The following is a 15274-nucleotide window of genomic DNA, read 5'->3' on the forward strand; positions in this document are numbered from 1 at the left end:
TCCTTGACCCTCTAAGTCGCCTTGCTTATAAATAGCGTTCGGTTTCCAAACCAACATAATCATGTCAGCAAAGCACCCCATTATTGCCATTACGGGTTCTTCCGGTGCAGGCACCACAACGACCACCAATGCCATACGCCATATTTTCCGCAATCTGGGTTTGAATGCGGCCTTTGTGGAAGGAGACAGTTTCCACCGTTTTACCCGTCCGGAAATGGAAGTGGAGATCCGCAAGGCCCAGGAACAAGGTCGGCATATCAGCTATTTTGGCCCCAGAGCCAATGATTTTGTGCTACTTGAGAACCTGTTTAAGGAATATGGTGAGACCGGCTCAGGAAAATACCGCCATTACCTGCATAGCTTTGACGACGCAGTGCCCTTCAATCAGATGCCCGGCACCTTTACGCCTTGGCAGGACTTGCCCAAAAGTACCGAACTGCTGTTTTACGAAGGCTTACATGGCGGCGTGGTAACAGACGAAGCCGATGCCGCCAAACATGTGGATCTTCTGGTCGGCATGGTGCCTATTGTTAACCTGGAATGGATCCAGAAAATTGTGCGCGACACCACCGACCGCGGTCACTCGCGCGAGGCGGTGATGAGCAGTATCGTGCGCAGTATGGACGACTACTTCCAGTACATTACCCCGCAGTTTTCCCGTACCCATGTGAATTTTCAGCGGGTGCCCACGGTAGACACCTCCAACCCCTTCAGCGCCAGGGAAATTCCGTCCCATGACGAAAGTTTTGTGGTGGTACGTTTTCGCCGTGAAATGCGCAATGTCAATTACCCTTATCTGCTGCAGATGATCGAAGGTGCCTTTATGTCCAGAATCAATACCATAGTGGTACCTGGGGGCAAAATGGGATTGGCAATGGAATTGATCCTGTCTCCCCTAATCGAAGAATTGATGGATAAAAAACGCCGCGCCAGTTTCCAGATGGATTGGGTGGCGGAAAAATAAGGAACAAACATGGCCCCGCATCTGCTTTATTGTTGGGAATTGGGTCAGGGCTACGGTCATGTGCTGAATTTCCGGCACTTGGCATTGCGTTTGCTGGAACAAGGCTGGCGGGTGAGTTGTGTGACAAAAAACCTGGACGTCAGCCGTAAAATGCTACCCGAGATCCAGGATATCCGTGCCACACCGGCCACAGACAGACAAGTTAAACATAACCCAACCCGCAATCTGGCGGAAATTCTGGTTAACAACGGCTTTCATGATCAACAAAACACGTTAAATCGCTGCCAGGCCTGGCTGGATATTTTCACTGAGCTGCAACCCGATATTGTGCTGATAGATCATGCTCCCACAGCGTTGTTGGTGAGCCATGCTGCCGACATCCCCAGAGTGCTAATGGGCACCGGCTTTTTTATCCCGCCCGACACTAAACCCTTACCCTTCTTACTGAGTCATTTGCTTGGTGAACAACAAAGTGGTGCCGAAGACCAGGTCCTGTCACAGTGCAATGCTTTCCTGAAAAGTGCCAAGAAGCCGCCCCTGGCGTACTTTAGTCAGTTGTTTGGCCAGGCCGACGATTGTTTTCTTTGTACTCTGCCAGAGTTTGATCATTACTCACAACGCCAGGACGCAGAATATTGGGGCCCTTGTTTCGATTTTGAGCAGGGTGCTTTGCCGCAGTGGACACAGGAAAATAAACCCAGAATATTTGTTTATCTGCACCAGGATTTCGTTGCCATGCCAACCATTTTGCAGCAATTGCATGAACTGGATGCGGCCGTGTCATTACATATTTCCGGTATAGAGCAGGATGTAATGGCGCAATACCCTAAGTTTATCTGGCATCGGGATGCGGTTAATCTGGCTGCGGTAGCTGCTGAGTGCGATTTAGTCATCTGTCATGCCGGCCATGGTACTCTGTCAGGTATGCTGCTTAATGCCGTACCTTTGCTATTGCTGCCCAAGCAGCTTGAACAATGGATATTGGCGGAGCTACTGTGTCGCCGCTATCTTGCATATTTTATCCCCCCCGAAGGCGACTACCAGAATCTGGCCGACAAAATAAACAGAATATTGAATGACGATACACTCAGACAAAACCTGACGGCATTTGCCAACACTTATGCGGGTTTTTCTCATCAGGAGCAAAAGCAGGGAATGTTGGAAGCACTGCAAACCTTGCTGGAAAACAAAAAGCCCGGCTTAACACCGGGCTTTGCATAGCCATACAATAATGCTATTGGGTTTTCCTGCGCCGACGGAAAGCCAGACCAGCCAGGCCCGCACCTAACAGCGCGATACTGGCAGGTTCTGGCACCGAGGTGGAGTTTTGTCTGATATTGTTGTCGTTAAAGGCAACAGGCACGGTGCTGAAACCATTTGGGTCACCAAACTGCGCATAGGTATAGCCAGTGTAAGAGCCCCAGTAACCATATTCGCCGTATTCACCATAGCCGCAATCCTCGGTAACCGCACTGACGCTTGCCAGGTTTGCCGTACCATAATTGCCATAACCGTTGTCGCAACTTTTCAGGTGATTACCTTGCACAAAGGTCGTGATACTGTAGGTCAGATTGAACGACTCACCTGCTCCCCATACACCAAGGTTCAGGGTGTCGGAAAAGGCGGACCACCAGTAGTAGCTGTCGCCATTCTGGTAACTGCCGAGCATAGTGCCGGAATAGGTTGCCTGTGACCCATTGATATCAGTATCCAGAGTAAACATGCTGCTCCATAGCGAGTTGCCGTCTACGCTGATATCAACAATATAACCCGCGGTGGAAAACTCTTCCGACGTGGTAAAGCCATAGTTTTCAGCATCCAGGGAGCCCCGGTTAATGCTGAAATCATAACTATATAGCTGGGCGAGGCCACTGCTGTTCAGAACATCAACGGATTGGGTAACAGTAGAAAATTGATGGTAATGCGCGCCCACGCCATAAGAGCGGGAATACATCCAACCTACATCGTTGCCGCTGGCCCCACCCGACGTGTCGGCGTCTGAGCCGTATCTGTCGATATAGGACGAAGACCAGCTTGGATCAGAATCGCTGTTGCTGTCCTCGTCATACAGCGGATCACCTATCTGGTATCCGGTCTCAGTGGAAATAGTGTAATTTAACAGTGTTGCCTGGGCTGGCATAACGGCCACACCCAGAATAGTGGCAACGGCCAGGCTCAGAGATTTTGGCCGAAAAATAACGGACTTTTGCATAAACGTCTCCAAAGATTACTGACAGTCTGACCGGCACTATGCCGATTCACAACCGACCAAATTCGTCTTATGCATAGTCAGTGCCAGCAACCAAACGCCGGACAATATTTATACAATTCAAAGAGATACAAATAATCAAAAGCCAGTACTGGAAAAATACCAACCTAGCGCTGTAAAAAAACTGGACATAAGTAGAGCGTGTTGACCTTTTGAGTATAGATTTAATCTCAGAACTCGGCTTCAAGCACTTCAAAACTGTGGCTTACTGCAACCGATTTACCCAGCATAATAGACACAGAGCAGTATTTTTCGGCCGACAGATTGACCGCTCTTTCCACATGTTTTTCACTTACATCCTGGCCACTGACCACAAAGTGTAAATGCAGCTTGGTAAATACTGCGGGCACGGCATCCGCACGCTCACCGCTGAGTTTCACTTCAACACCTGTTACTTTCTGTTTGGCCTTTTTCAGGATGCTGACCACATCCACCGAGGCGCAACTGCCCGCGGCCATCATCACCATTTCCATCGGACTGGCGGCGCTACTTTTGTCACCATCCATCACTACCGCATGGCCGCTGTCTGACGTGCCAACAAAGCGGTAACCATCCACCCACTTAACTGATGCCTGCATTCGTTTCACTCCATAGTGCCTGGCACATTGTGGCCAGACGCGTTTGTTTGCGGTTATTTTGCCTAAAGGTAAGGTTTTACGCCAGCGCCATGCAGACACACAAACTTTGTAACAACTGCACATGTCAGGCAGGCAAGCTTTTAATTTACTTATGCTTTACCTTATAGTGACAAACATTGTGGCTGAGTTGCACCAAGTCCCCTTTTGGTGTTGGATATCAGCGGTATTTTTTGCAGGTAAATAAGCAATGGGACAGGAAACACCTAAGGTACTGGTAGTTGATGATGATATGCGTCTGCGTAGCTTGCTGGAACGCTATCTGGTTGAGCAGGGCTATCAGGTCAGAACGGCAGCCAATTCAGAACAAATGGACAGGCTGCTGGAACGGGAAAACTTCCATATGATGGTGCTGGACCTGATGTTACCCGGTGAAGACGGCCTGTCCATTTGTCGTCGCCTGCGTCAGCGCGAAAATGAAATCCCTATTGTGATGCTGACAGCCAAAGGCGATGAAGTAGATCGCATAATCGGCCTGGAGATGGGTGCAGATGATTACCTGCCCAAACCCTTTAATCCGCGTGAGCTGTTGGCCCGCATTAAGGCTGTATTGCGTCGTCGTACTACCGAAGCACCTGGTGCACCTTCGCAAGAAGAACAAATGGTCACATTTGGTAAATACAGTCTTAATCTAGCCACCCGTGAAATGAATGCAGACGGTCAGCCGATGACACTGACCAGTGGTGAATTTGCCGTACTTAAGTCTTTGGTGACCCACCCCAGAGTGCCATTGTCCAGAGATAAACTGATGAACCTTGCCAGAGGCCGCGACTACAGTGCGCTGGAGCGCAGCATTGATGTGCAGGTTTCGCGTCTGCGTCGTATGCTGGAAGACGACCCTGCCAACCCTCGCTATATTCAGACGGTATGGGGTTTAGGCTACGTGTTTGTGCCGGATGGTGAGAAGAAGAACGCCTAGTTCTGAATATCAATTAACATTATGCGTGTATTGCCTAAGAGCGCCTTTGGTCAGACCGTACTGCTGATCGGTTTATTGCTGTTGATCAACCAGGTGGTGTCTTACCTGTCGGTGACCTATTACTTTATTCGTCCCACTTACCAGCAGATCAATCATCTGCTGGCTAATCAGGTTAATGTGATTTTCCTGGAAGGACTGGACCATCAGGACCCTGATTTACACAGGGAATTCTTTGATGCCACGGGTATTCGCATTTTGTCCGAAGCAGAGGCCAGACAACAGGGTTTGGACCAGGCCAGACATTATCAGTCATTATCCAGACAAATGTCGGAGCGCCTGGGTGGCAGTGCCGATGTACGTATTACGCCGGGCGATCCTTATATGTTCTGGGTCAATCCTCCACAGGACCCCAATTTGTGGATCACCATTCCCATGCAGGGTCTGGGCGAAACCGACATTTCACCACTGACCATCTATCTGATGGTCATTGGTGTACTCAGCGTGGCGGGCGGCTGGTTATTTGTGCGGCGCCTTAACAAACCCCTGCAGGCCCTTCAACATGCCGCCATGGCCGTGGCCCGGGGTAATTTTCCAGCCCCGCTGAAAGAAAGTGGCTCAAGTGAGATTATGGCGGTAACCCGTGCGTTCAATCAGATGTCACGGGGTATTAAGCAGCTTGAAGACGACCGGGCATTGCTGACAGCAGGCATTTCCCATGATTTGCGCACGCCGTTAACCCGTATCCGTCTGGCCACCGAAATGTTACCAGACCAACAGGAATGGATTCGCGATGGCATTAATCATGATATTGAGGATATGAACGATATCATCGACCAGTTTATCAATTATGTGCGCCAGGACCGTCAGGAGAAACTGGAGAGAGTTAACCTTAACAGCCTGATTGACGATGTAGTGCGCGTCAGGGATATAGAAGAGAATCACCACATCAAGCTTGAACTGGCCGAGGTGCCGGACTTACAGCTGCGCAAAGTGGCGATTAAGCGCGTGCTGGATAACCTGATTGAAAACGCCTTTCGTTACGGCAGCCCACATATAGAGATTAGTTCTGGCTATAACAAAAAGCGCCGCGAAGTGAGCTTTAGTGTGCGTGACCATGGCCCGGGTATTCCTGAAGATCAAATCGACAATCTGTTTCAACCCTTTACGCAGGGCGACAAGGCTAGGGGCAGCCTCGGCTCGGGTCTGGGACTGGCCATTATTAAACGCATCGTTGATATGCATCTTGGCAGTATCAGGCTGGAAAATCATCCGGATGGAGGACTGGTTGCCAAAGTGGCTTTGCCGAGCAAGCTTGACAGCAGCGGCAAATTACCTTAGCAGCGCACACACAGAATTTTACAATTTTATCACGCCATTAACCTACCACACCCTTGCTTTACATTGCGGCTGCCCGGGCGGCTGGTACTATGGGCCTGACTATCATCGCCGACAAATGACAAACAGCCTCATATAACAATAGTAAGGAATAATTATGGCATCTAAAGTCGTTGCGCTCGCCGCGGCCATGTTGATGCTGGGTTGCAGCCCAAAGCCTGCAGACACCAGTACCAACACCCTGGCGGAAAAACTGGCTGATAAAGCCCAATCAATGTCCAGCCCTGTGAGTTTTAATGTCCCCGTTCACTACAGCAAGCTGGACAACGGTTTAAAAGTGGTTATCTCACCGGATGACACCGCCCCCATCGCCACAATTGGCGTTTACTACAACATTGGTTTTCGCATAGAGCCCAAAGACAGAACCGGCTTTGCCCATTTGTTTGAGCATATGATGTTTCAGGGCTCGGAAAATCTGGGCAAGATGGAATTTATCAGTCTGGTGCAAAACAATGGCGGCGTGTTGAACGGTTCGACCCGCTTCGATTACACCAACTATTTTGAAATTGTCCCGGCGCACAAGCTGGAAACCATGCTGTGGGCCGAAGCTGACCGTATGAAGGGCCTGGCCATCACCCAGGAAAACCTGACAAACCAACAAGGGGTAGTTAAGAACGAGGTGAAAGTGAACGTTCTTAACCAGCCTTACGGCGGTTTTCCCTGGCTGGATATGCCGCAATACGCCTTCAATAACTGGTATAACGCACATAACTTCTACGGTGACCTGGCTGATTTGGATGCCGCCACCCTGGAAGACGTAAAAGCCTTCTTCGACATGTACTACGCGCCCAATAATGCTGTGGTGGTGGTGGTAGGTGATGTAGAGGTAGACACTACCTTGGCCATGATTAAACAGTACTTTGGGGCCATTCCCAGTGCTGAACTGGCGGCCCAGCCAGATCTGACCGAACTGCGTCAGGAGCAGGAGAAACGCTTTAACAAATTTGACCGGTTAGCGCCCAAACCAGCCTTTGCGTTCGCCTATAAAATGCCGCCACGTAACACACCTGAATATTATGCTATGGGCATAATCGACCAGTTGCTGGTACAAGGAGACGACAGTCTGCTGCATCAGGAACTGGTCAAAGAGCGCCAGGTGACAGGTGATGTGGGCGGGGGTATCAACTACTTGCTGGGCAATATGTTTAATTATAATGGCCCCATGTTGTGGATGAGCTCATTTACCCATGACGAGCAACACAGCGAAAAAGACCTGGTATCAGCAGTGGATGCGGTGGTGGCCAGACTGGCCGAACAACCCATAGATGAAAAAGATATTCAGCGCGCTTTGGTGAAACTGCGTTCAGATCTGTATGACAACATCGATGGCTTCTATGGCTTTGGCAAACTGGACCTGCTGGCCAGCTTCGCCCTGTTCGATGACAACCCGGCACGCATTAACGAACTGGAAGCCAACTTCAAGGCCGTTACCCCTGAGCTGATTAAAGCCACGGTAAAAGAGTATTTACGTCCGGGCAATCGCACCATCTTGACCCTGACACCGGGTGAAGCCCCGTCCCAGGCCACCGCGCAAGGAGAACAACAATGAAAAACGCTTTGTACATGCTGTGTGGCGCCCTGTTGCTGAACATTCATGTTCAGGCCAAGGAACTGCCACCACAAGGCGGGCAACCCCAGGATTTTAATCTGACCCAAACCCGCGACATTCAATTGGACAACGGTCTAACTGTGACCTTTGTGCAATATGGCAAAACGCCCAAGGTCACTCTGCGCCTGATTACCGACACCGGCAACGTGGATGACCAGGGTAAAGACGCCGTATCGGATATCAGCTATCAGTTGCTGACCGAAGGCAGCCAAACCCTCAACGCCAAACAAATCGCCGAAGCTGCAGCAGAGATGGGCGGGCAGGTGAATACCTCGGTGGCCACCAATGCCAGCTTTTTGCAAATGGATGTCCTGAGCGAATTTGCCCCGGATGCAGTGCGCCTGCTGGCCGACCTGGCTATCCGTCCGAAATTTGCTGAAGCCGACTTGCAACGGGCCGTGGCCAACTTTGTGCGGGACCTGAAAGTCAATAAATCTCAGGCCCAGAGCCAGGCAACCGAAGCCTTCTACCGTGCCGTGTATGGCGACCATCCCTATGCCAATGTATTTGCCGATGAAGCCAAGGTCGAGGCACTGACCCTGGCCGATGTACAGAGCTTTGTCAGTACTAACCTTGTGGCCAAACGCAGCCATCTGTATATATCAGGTCAGTTTGATGAAGCCAGCACTGAGCAGGCGGTGCGCCAGGCCTTTGCCGATATGTCCGGTGGTCAGGCGCGGACATTGACCAAACCCAGCCTTCAGGCCGAAGCCGAACTAGTGTTTATTGCCAGAGAACAGGCCCCACAGTCCACTATTCGCCTGGGCTTACCCGTGGTGGACCCGTCGCACCCGGATTTTGTCGGCCTGACCACCATGAATACCCTGCTCGGGGGGGCTTTTTCCAGTCGCATTACCTCCAATATTCGTGAAGACAAGGGCTACACCTACTCACCAAACAGCAGCCTGGCCACACGTGTGGGTGCTGCCCTTTGGTATGAGGGTGCTGATGTCACGGCAGAGTCAACCGGCGCGGCCATCGCCGAGATCATAAAAGAGATAAAACGCCTGCAAACAGAAGCGCCCGCTAAACAAGAATTAGACGGTTTTAAAAACTATTTGTCTGGCATTTATGTGTTGCAGAATTCATCGCGCACCGCCATTATCAACCAGTTGTGGAACCTGAAGAGTCATGGCCTGCCGCTGTCTCATCTGCAAACCTATTTGCAGAAGGTGAATGCTTTGACCCCGCAGCAGATTTCCGCACTGGCGGCAAAGTACCTGCCGCTGGATAAAATGACCCTGGTCGTAGTAGGTGACCCCGCTGTGCAGCAACAGCTTGGTCAGGTTGCCGAACTTAAATCTGTTTACGGCCTCTAAGGCCAGGGCCTTGCCGGTGCCTTGGTGCACCGGCGGCCTTTGATTGCAATATGTTGCTGCACCGACAGCCCCACACGAGTCGCAGGGATGATTGAAGTAGAAAAATTGAGTCGTATCTATGGCAGGGGGGAAACCCAGGTAACGGCACTGGATGATGTGTCGCTGCGTATCGATGCAAATGAATTTGTCGCCATTATGGGTACATCGGGTTCAGGTAAGTCCACCCTGATGAATATTCTCGGCTGCCTGGATTCCCCCACCAAGGGCCATTACCGGCTGGCAGGCCAGAATATCGCCAGCCTGGATGATGAATCCCTGTCAGGGATCCGTAACCGCCAGATTGGCTTTATCTTCCAGACATTCCATTTATTGCCGCGATTAAATGCGGTGCAGAATGTCATGCTGCCGCTACGTTATTCAGATATCAGTATTCAGGATGCCCGTCAGCGTGCCAGTGATATTCTCGCTCAGGTGGGCCTTGGTCATCGCGCTCACCATAAACCATTTGAAATGTCCGGTGGGCAGCGCCAGCGGGTGGCTATTGCCAGGGCTCTGGTCAATCAACCCAAAGTGATTTTTGCCGACGAACCCACCGGCAACCTGGATACCCGTACTTCCGAAGAAATTATGGCTTTGCTAACCGGGCTGCATAAACAAGGGCAAACCATCGTCATGGTCACCCATGAGGAAGATATTGCCGCCCATGCCGGCCGTGTTATCCGCATGAAAGACGGTCTGGTAGTGGAGGACAGCTTATGCAATTAAGAATTCTATTGCTGGCCTGGTTGTCATGTCCCTTGCTGGCCAGCCCCTTATTACTCACAGGTCAGGTCAGGGCGGCAGACAGTCAGGTGTTTTATGCACCACGCACCGACAACTGGCGTGTGCAGGTCGACTGGATGATGAAGGAAGGTCAGGTTGCCCAGGTCGGCGATCCCGTAGTGGTATTCGATGGCAGTGGTATTCAGGCCAGTATTGATCAGGAAGAAGTCAGCCTGATCAATGCCCGAGAAGAGCTGGTTCGCCAGCAGTCAGATGGAGAGTTAAAAGTACTGGAAGCCCAGTCGGGCCTGGACAGAGCCGAGCTGCTGGTACAAAAAGCACGGCTGGATGCGTCGGTACCCAAGGGCACACACAGCACCTTTGATTATGAGAAGTATCAGTTGGAGCTGGAAAAGGCCCTGGTTGCCAAAACCAAAGCGGTGGATAAGCTGGATCAGGCCAAATTCAGCCACCAGACCGCCCTGGAGAAGCAGCAACTTAAAATTGAAAACCATGAGCGGCAACTGGCCTACCACCGCCACAAGCTGACCCTGATGAATCAAACCGCCCAGCGTAGCGGCCCGGTTATCTATGCCGATCACCCCTGGAATGGTGAAAAAATGTTTGTCGGCGCAACTGCCCAGCCCGGTTGGCGTATTGCCGAAATTCCGGCCATTTCCGGTTTATATGTAGAGGCCTGGGTGCACGAAGCCGACCAGGCAAGACTGCAACCCGGCCAGGCTGCCTGGTTGAGCCTGGATGCCTTCCCCCAGCGGCGCTTTGAGGCAAAACTCAAGGATGTCTCGCAACAACCCGAACAACGACGCGAATGGGGTAATGATGCCTATTTCCGTGCCACCTTTGAATTTGATGTGCCGGACAATCTGACCTTGCTGCCGGGTATGAGTGCACAATTGGAACTGCAGGGAGAACAGGATGTATAAATGGCTATCGCTGCTGTGGCTGGGCCTGTTAACCGCCTGCAGTCCACCACAAGGTCAACAGGCACAGCGGGAAAAACTAACCAATCTGGTGGAAGCCAGTGGTGAGCTGAAACCGCTGCAAAGTGCGGTGTTGGCACCACCTGCGGTGGAACGCATGTGGCAATTCCAGATCAAGCATATGGCACCGGATAACAGCCGGGTTGAAGCAGGACAACTGGTACTGGCCTTTGACGATAAACAGGTCAGAGACCGGTTGCTGGACAAGCAGGCAGAGCTGGCCACGGCAGAAAAAGAACTGGAAAACCAGACTCTCAAGCAAGAAGCCGATGGCGAGGAATTAAAACTGCAATTGGCAGAAATGCAGATGAATTACGATAAAGCCAAACGCCGGGCTGACATCGTTGATAACTCCCGTTCCGAACTGGAACGGCAAAAAAGCGTACTGGACTTTAAAATCGCACAAATTGATCTGCATCTGGCCAAGGAGAAACTCAATCACCATCATGCTTCCAAGGCCCGCAACATTAAACTGGCCAGCGGTAAAGTAGAGCGCCTGCAAGGGGAAGTACGCGAGTTACAGCAATCTATCGACAAGTTACAGATCCATGCCCCTTTTGCCGGCATAGTGCTGTACAAGGCAGACTGGAATGGTGAAAAGCCCCTGGTAGGAGAATCGGTTAATTTTGGCCAGGCGGTATTGGAAATTGCCAAGCCCGACCAGCTACAGGTGATTGCCCAGGTACGTGAATCCGACAGTGGTCAGGTGAAACCCGGCCAAAGCGTTGAAGTTATTCTGTCCGGTAGTCAGGAAGTGGTGGTCAGCGGCAAGGTGGAGTCCCTTGGCCAGGTATTTCGCAATATGTCGCGCCAGGATAAACGGCGTATTATTGATGCCGCCATCGTGCTGGATACGGTCGATCTGGACAGTATGCGACCCGGTATGACCGCCAGGGTTAAAATTCATACCCAAACCTTTGATGAAGCCCTGACCTTACCTCAGCAACTGGTGAAAAAGGATGAGCAGGGTTATTGGGTTATGCTGGCCGACGGCTCCCGCCAGGATGTTGAAGTCACGTCACTGACCCAGGGTAAGGCTGTGATTAATCAGGGTCTGAGCGAAGGGGATTGGGTGCTGCCATGAAAAAACTGATGCCTTTTGCCCTGTTACTGCTTGGTGCCTGCAGTGAAGATACAGAACAAATTCCCTTGTACGAGGCCAGTCAGCAAACCTTGTCTGTGGTGGTGCCCGCCAGTGGTGAGTTGTTTGCGGCCCGTTCAGAAATGGTAACGGCCCCGGCCTTTCGTAATGGCCCACAAAGTCTGGCCTGGCTGGCTCCTGAGTTTAGCCAGGTCAGCAAAGGAGACGTGATTGCCCGTTTTGACGCCGAAAGCTTGCAATTACGGGCAGAGCAGTCACAACACCGCATGGCCCTGAGCGACCTGGATATTCAGGAAAAAGATGCCGAACTCAGTACCCAGGGCGATGCTATCAGCAAAGACATCGAACTGGTGGGAGAAGAAAAAACCTTTGCCGAGCAGTTCGCCATCGAAGACCTGCAGATCCGCTCTAAACTGGAAATACTGGAGTCTTTGCAGGACAAGGAATATCTGGGTGCCAAGCAGGAATATCTGCATTGGAAAGACGACAGCTTCCAGCAAAGTTCCGCCGGTGAGCTGGGCTTGCTGGCCATGCAAAAATCTCAGCACCAACAGCGCCTGGAGTCTTTTACCAGCAGTTTGGATTTGCTGGAAGTCAAAGCCCCCCATGATGGCACCCTGGTGTATTATGCCGACTGGTCTGGGCAAAAACCCAGTGTCGGGCAGACTATGTGGCCAGGCTCGAAAATTGCCACACTGCCAGATTTAAGCCTGATCAAGGCCAAGCTTTTTGTACTGGAAGCCGAAGCGCTAAGCCTGGCCCCGGGGCAGGCTGTCAGCCTGTATCTGGTGGCACAACCGCAGACCGAACTGAAAGGCGAGGTGGAAGCGGTGGCGCCTATGCCATCCAGCATCCGCCGCAATGATCCGCAGAAATATTATGAAGTAACCGTCAGCCTGAATCAGCAGAACAGGGATCTTTTGGTGCCAGGGCGGAAAGTGGAAGCAAAGATTCAGGTGCTGGACCAACCAGACAGCCTGGTGGTGCCGCTGCAAAGCCTGTTTAACCAACAAAACCAGCATATTGTTTATCGCAAAAACGGCAGTGGCTTCGACCCTGTTCCCGTGCAGATAGGACGTACCAGTTTGTCGTTTGCTCAGATCCTCAGCGGTCTGGAAGAGGGCGATGAGGTGGCGTTGGTGAATGTTAAGGATGCACAGCCATGAAGTACCTGATGTTGTTGCTGGATACCCTGGAAGAGCTGCGCCAGCATGCCCTGCGCACCTTTTTAACCCTGCTGGGAATGATTTTCGGTGTTGGCGCGGTGATTGCCATGCTGAATATCGGGGCCGGGGCCGAACGTGAAGCCCTGCGTATGATCGACAGCATGGGCCTGCGCAATCTGATCATTAATGCGCGGGAATTCGAGCAGGAAGCCTTACAGGAACAGCGTAAGCATTCCCGCGGCCTGAGTTTGCGTGACGGTGAAATTGCCACCACCAGCCTGCCCTTTGTCAGCGATTTCGCCGCACAACGCAAACTGGACACCTACGAGTTATTCAGCCTGTCCGGGCGCAGCGACGGTGAAGCCGTCGGGGTCAGTGCCAGTTATTTTGAACTGAGTAAGCTGGACCTGGCCGATGGCCGGGTACTGAATGACGAAGACGAGCGCCATCTGGCTCAGGTGGCGTTGCTGGGGGCCAATACCGCTGCCCAGCTGTTCCCGCTCGGCGATGCGCTGGGGCAGAATATCAAGATTAACCACTTGTGGTTTAAGGTGGTAGGTGTGCTGCAAGCCCCGTTTCTGAGTAAAGAAGAATTCCAGGGGATTAAGCTGGGCGGTGAACAAAACCAGGTGTTTATTCCCTTGCAAACTGCCATGCGTAAGTTTCCGGCCGAATGGCTGGACAGCGAAATCAGCAGCCTGAAGCTGAAAATTAGCGAAGACACTGATCCTATGGTGGCGGCTAAGGCCATTAACAGGTTACTGGAACAGCGTCATAACCAGATTGACGACTACGATATGCTGGTGCCGGCTGCTCTGCTGGCCCAGCAAAAGCAAACCCAGCAGATTTTTAATATCGTGATGTCCTGTGTGGCGGGTATTTCCCTGCTGGTTGGCGGCATTGGCATTATGAATATTATGCTGGCCACCGTATTAGAGCGCACCACAGAAATCGGCCTGCTGCGTGCGGTTGGCGCGACCTGCCGGGATATTCGCGTGCAGTTTGTGGCAGAAAGCCTGACCATTTCCATTGTCGGCGGCCTGCTGGGGATTTTATTTGGAATTGGCCTGTCGGAAGTTATCGCCCTGTTTAGTGGTTGGGCAGTGAGCTGGTCACTGGCCGCGATTATTCTGTCCTTCAGTATCTGTACCGCTATTGGCCTGGGTTTTGGTATTTATCCGGCGGTCAAGGCATCGCAATTAGACCCTATTGAAGCCTTGCAGCATAACTAGATCGCAAAGCATTGCCGGGTAAAAGCAGGGAGTACCAGTCAGCTCCCTGCCTTTTTTAGCTGCTGTCACTATTCCAGGGGGCCAGCAAATAGTCCGGCACATAATCCACCGGCAGAACAAAGCGACATTTAGGGGACAGTTCCGGACGATGAATGAGGTCCTGCGGCATCAGCTTTAAGTTGTCCTGGCACTGCTTAAGTAGCGGCTTTAGCGACAGGCCCCGCCATAAAGCGGTAATACAAAGCAGGGTAGCCGTGTCGCAGATAAAGCCTGTAGAACCATTGTGTATAAAACTGCCAACCTTGCGTGCTTTCTGGCTATGCCACACCAGTATCAAATCAATCGCCGTTGCGGCCGCCGCGGCATCGCCCCGCTCAATGGCCTGCAACGCATCAGTCGTACCAGGAGGAAAGTAGGTTTTTTTTCGCTGCTGCATTTTACTGATTGCGGTTAAATGCCCGGTCCAGGCCACCGCCCGGTCCAGCCACAACGCGCTTAGCAGCTTATAAAAGGGCAGGTAAAAGAAATCATTCTCCAGTAAATCGGGCTGGTTGCTTTTTAGAATAATCTCTGCCCAGCTGCTGGCCTCTTGCTGGTTGCCTGCCAGCATGGCATGACACAGACAATTTATCAGACCATCGTAATATTCTCTGTCATTGGCGTAACCCATGGCGGTTTTTGCTGCCTGCAGGCCCTGCTGACGTCTTTGTGTTGCTTCCTGGTCGCGCTGCAATATCGTCAGTGTACAGGAACTGTCCAGCAGCAGGCCGGATATCCTCATCCAGACAAAAAACTTGGCATCGTCAAGGGCCTGATCCGGGTCTATTTTCAACATGTACTCGGTGCAATACAGTCGGTAGTTAAACTCTTCAGATAGACTAATAGTGGTTTGCATAAATAT

Annotated in this window: 14 protein-coding genes; 11 read left to right on the forward strand and 3 right to left on the reverse strand. The window is 51.7% G+C overall.

What is annotated here, in order from left to right; all coding sequences use genetic code 11:
* The first annotated feature begins 61 nt into the window (after nt 1-61).
* Nucleotides 62-964 (forward strand): phosphoribulokinase, encoded by a 903-nt coding sequence (locus CSR04_RS02195; RefSeq protein ID WP_102794588.1) that lies wholly within the window; start codon nt 62-64, stop codon nt 962-964.
* A gap of 9 nt (nt 965-973) precedes the next feature.
* Nucleotides 974-2185, forward strand: a complete 1212-nt coding sequence (locus CSR04_RS02200; RefSeq protein ID WP_102794589.1) for a glycosyltransferase — start codon at nt 974-976, stop codon at nt 2183-2185.
* A gap of 13 nt (nt 2186-2198) precedes the next feature.
* Here the strand turns inward: CSR04_RS02200 and CSR04_RS02205 are convergent, their stop codons facing one another.
* Together CSR04_RS02205 and CSR04_RS02210 are read right to left on the reverse strand one after the other, a co-directional pair.
* Complete coding sequence (locus tag CSR04_RS02205; protein WP_102794590.1) at nt 2199-3176, reverse strand: PEP-CTERM sorting domain-containing protein; 978 nt, start codon at nt 3174-3176, stop codon at nt 2199-2201.
* Between the two features lie 227 nt (nt 3177-3403).
* On the reverse strand, nt 3404-3811 hold the full coding sequence (locus CSR04_RS02210; protein WP_102794591.1) for an OsmC family protein: 408 nt from the start codon (nt 3809-3811) through the stop codon (nt 3404-3406).
* 247 nt (nt 3812-4058) lie between these two features.
* Between CSR04_RS02210 and ompR the strand changes: the two genes are divergently transcribed.
* The 9 genes from ompR (at nt 4059) to CSR04_RS02255 (ending at nt 14373) form a co-directional block, all read left to right on the forward strand.
* The gene (gene ompR, locus CSR04_RS02215) at nt 4059-4787 is read left to right on the forward strand and encodes an osmolarity response regulator transcription factor OmpR (protein WP_102794592.1); all 729 of its coding nucleotides are present in this window, start codon (nt 4059-4061) and stop codon (nt 4785-4787) included.
* A 21-nt stretch (nt 4788-4808) separates the two neighbouring features.
* Complete coding sequence (gene envZ, locus CSR04_RS02220; RefSeq protein WP_102794593.1) at nt 4809-6125, forward strand: two-component system sensor histidine kinase EnvZ; 1317 nt, start codon at nt 4809-4811, stop codon at nt 6123-6125.
* 154 nt (nt 6126-6279) lie between these two features.
* The gene (locus CSR04_RS02225; RefSeq protein WP_216362491.1) at nt 6280-7731 is read left to right on the forward strand and encodes a M16 family metallopeptidase; all 1452 of its coding nucleotides are present in this window, start codon (nt 6280-6282) and stop codon (nt 7729-7731) included.
* On the forward strand, nt 7728-9110 hold the full coding sequence (locus CSR04_RS02230; protein WP_102794594.1) for a M16 family metallopeptidase: 1383 nt from the start codon (nt 7728-7730) through the stop codon (nt 9108-9110). The genes CSR04_RS02225 and CSR04_RS02230 overlap by 4 nt, the downstream gene beginning before the upstream one ends.
* Before the next feature lie 87 nt (nt 9111-9197).
* Entirely contained in the window at nt 9198-9875 is a 678-nt protein-coding gene (locus CSR04_RS02235) for an ABC transporter ATP-binding protein (protein WP_102794595.1), read from the forward strand.
* Nucleotides 9866-10816: an HlyD family secretion protein gene (locus CSR04_RS02240; protein ID WP_102794596.1), complete on the forward strand. Its 951-nt coding sequence runs from the start codon at nt 9866-9868 to the stop codon at nt 10814-10816. The genes CSR04_RS02235 and CSR04_RS02240 overlap by 10 nt, the downstream gene beginning before the upstream one ends.
* Nucleotides 10809-11957: an efflux RND transporter periplasmic adaptor subunit gene (locus CSR04_RS02245; RefSeq protein WP_102794597.1), complete on the forward strand. Its 1149-nt coding sequence runs from the start codon at nt 10809-10811 to the stop codon at nt 11955-11957. Before CSR04_RS02240 ends, CSR04_RS02245 begins: the two co-directional genes overlap by 8 nt.
* Entirely contained in the window at nt 11954-13141 is a 1188-nt protein-coding gene (locus CSR04_RS02250) for an efflux RND transporter periplasmic adaptor subunit (protein WP_102794598.1), read from the forward strand. The genes CSR04_RS02245 and CSR04_RS02250 overlap by 4 nt, the downstream gene beginning before the upstream one ends.
* Nucleotides 13138-14373, forward strand: coding sequence for an ABC transporter permease (locus CSR04_RS02255; protein WP_102794599.1), 1236 nt, complete (start codon nt 13138-13140; stop codon nt 14371-14373). The genes CSR04_RS02250 and CSR04_RS02255 overlap by 4 nt, the downstream gene beginning before the upstream one ends.
* Nucleotides 14374-14428: 55 nt before the next feature.
* Here CSR04_RS02255 and CSR04_RS02260 read toward each other — a convergent pair whose 3' ends face one another.
* Complete coding sequence (locus tag CSR04_RS02260) at nt 14429-15268, reverse strand: hypothetical protein (RefSeq protein ID WP_102794600.1); 840 nt, start codon at nt 15266-15268, stop codon at nt 14429-14431.
* Nucleotides 15269-15274 lie beyond the last annotated feature (6 nt).

The organism is Bowmanella denitrificans (assembly GCF_002887595.1).
GTDB classification, from domain to species: Bacteria; Pseudomonadota; Gammaproteobacteria; order Enterobacterales; family Alteromonadaceae; genus Bowmanella; species Bowmanella denitrificans.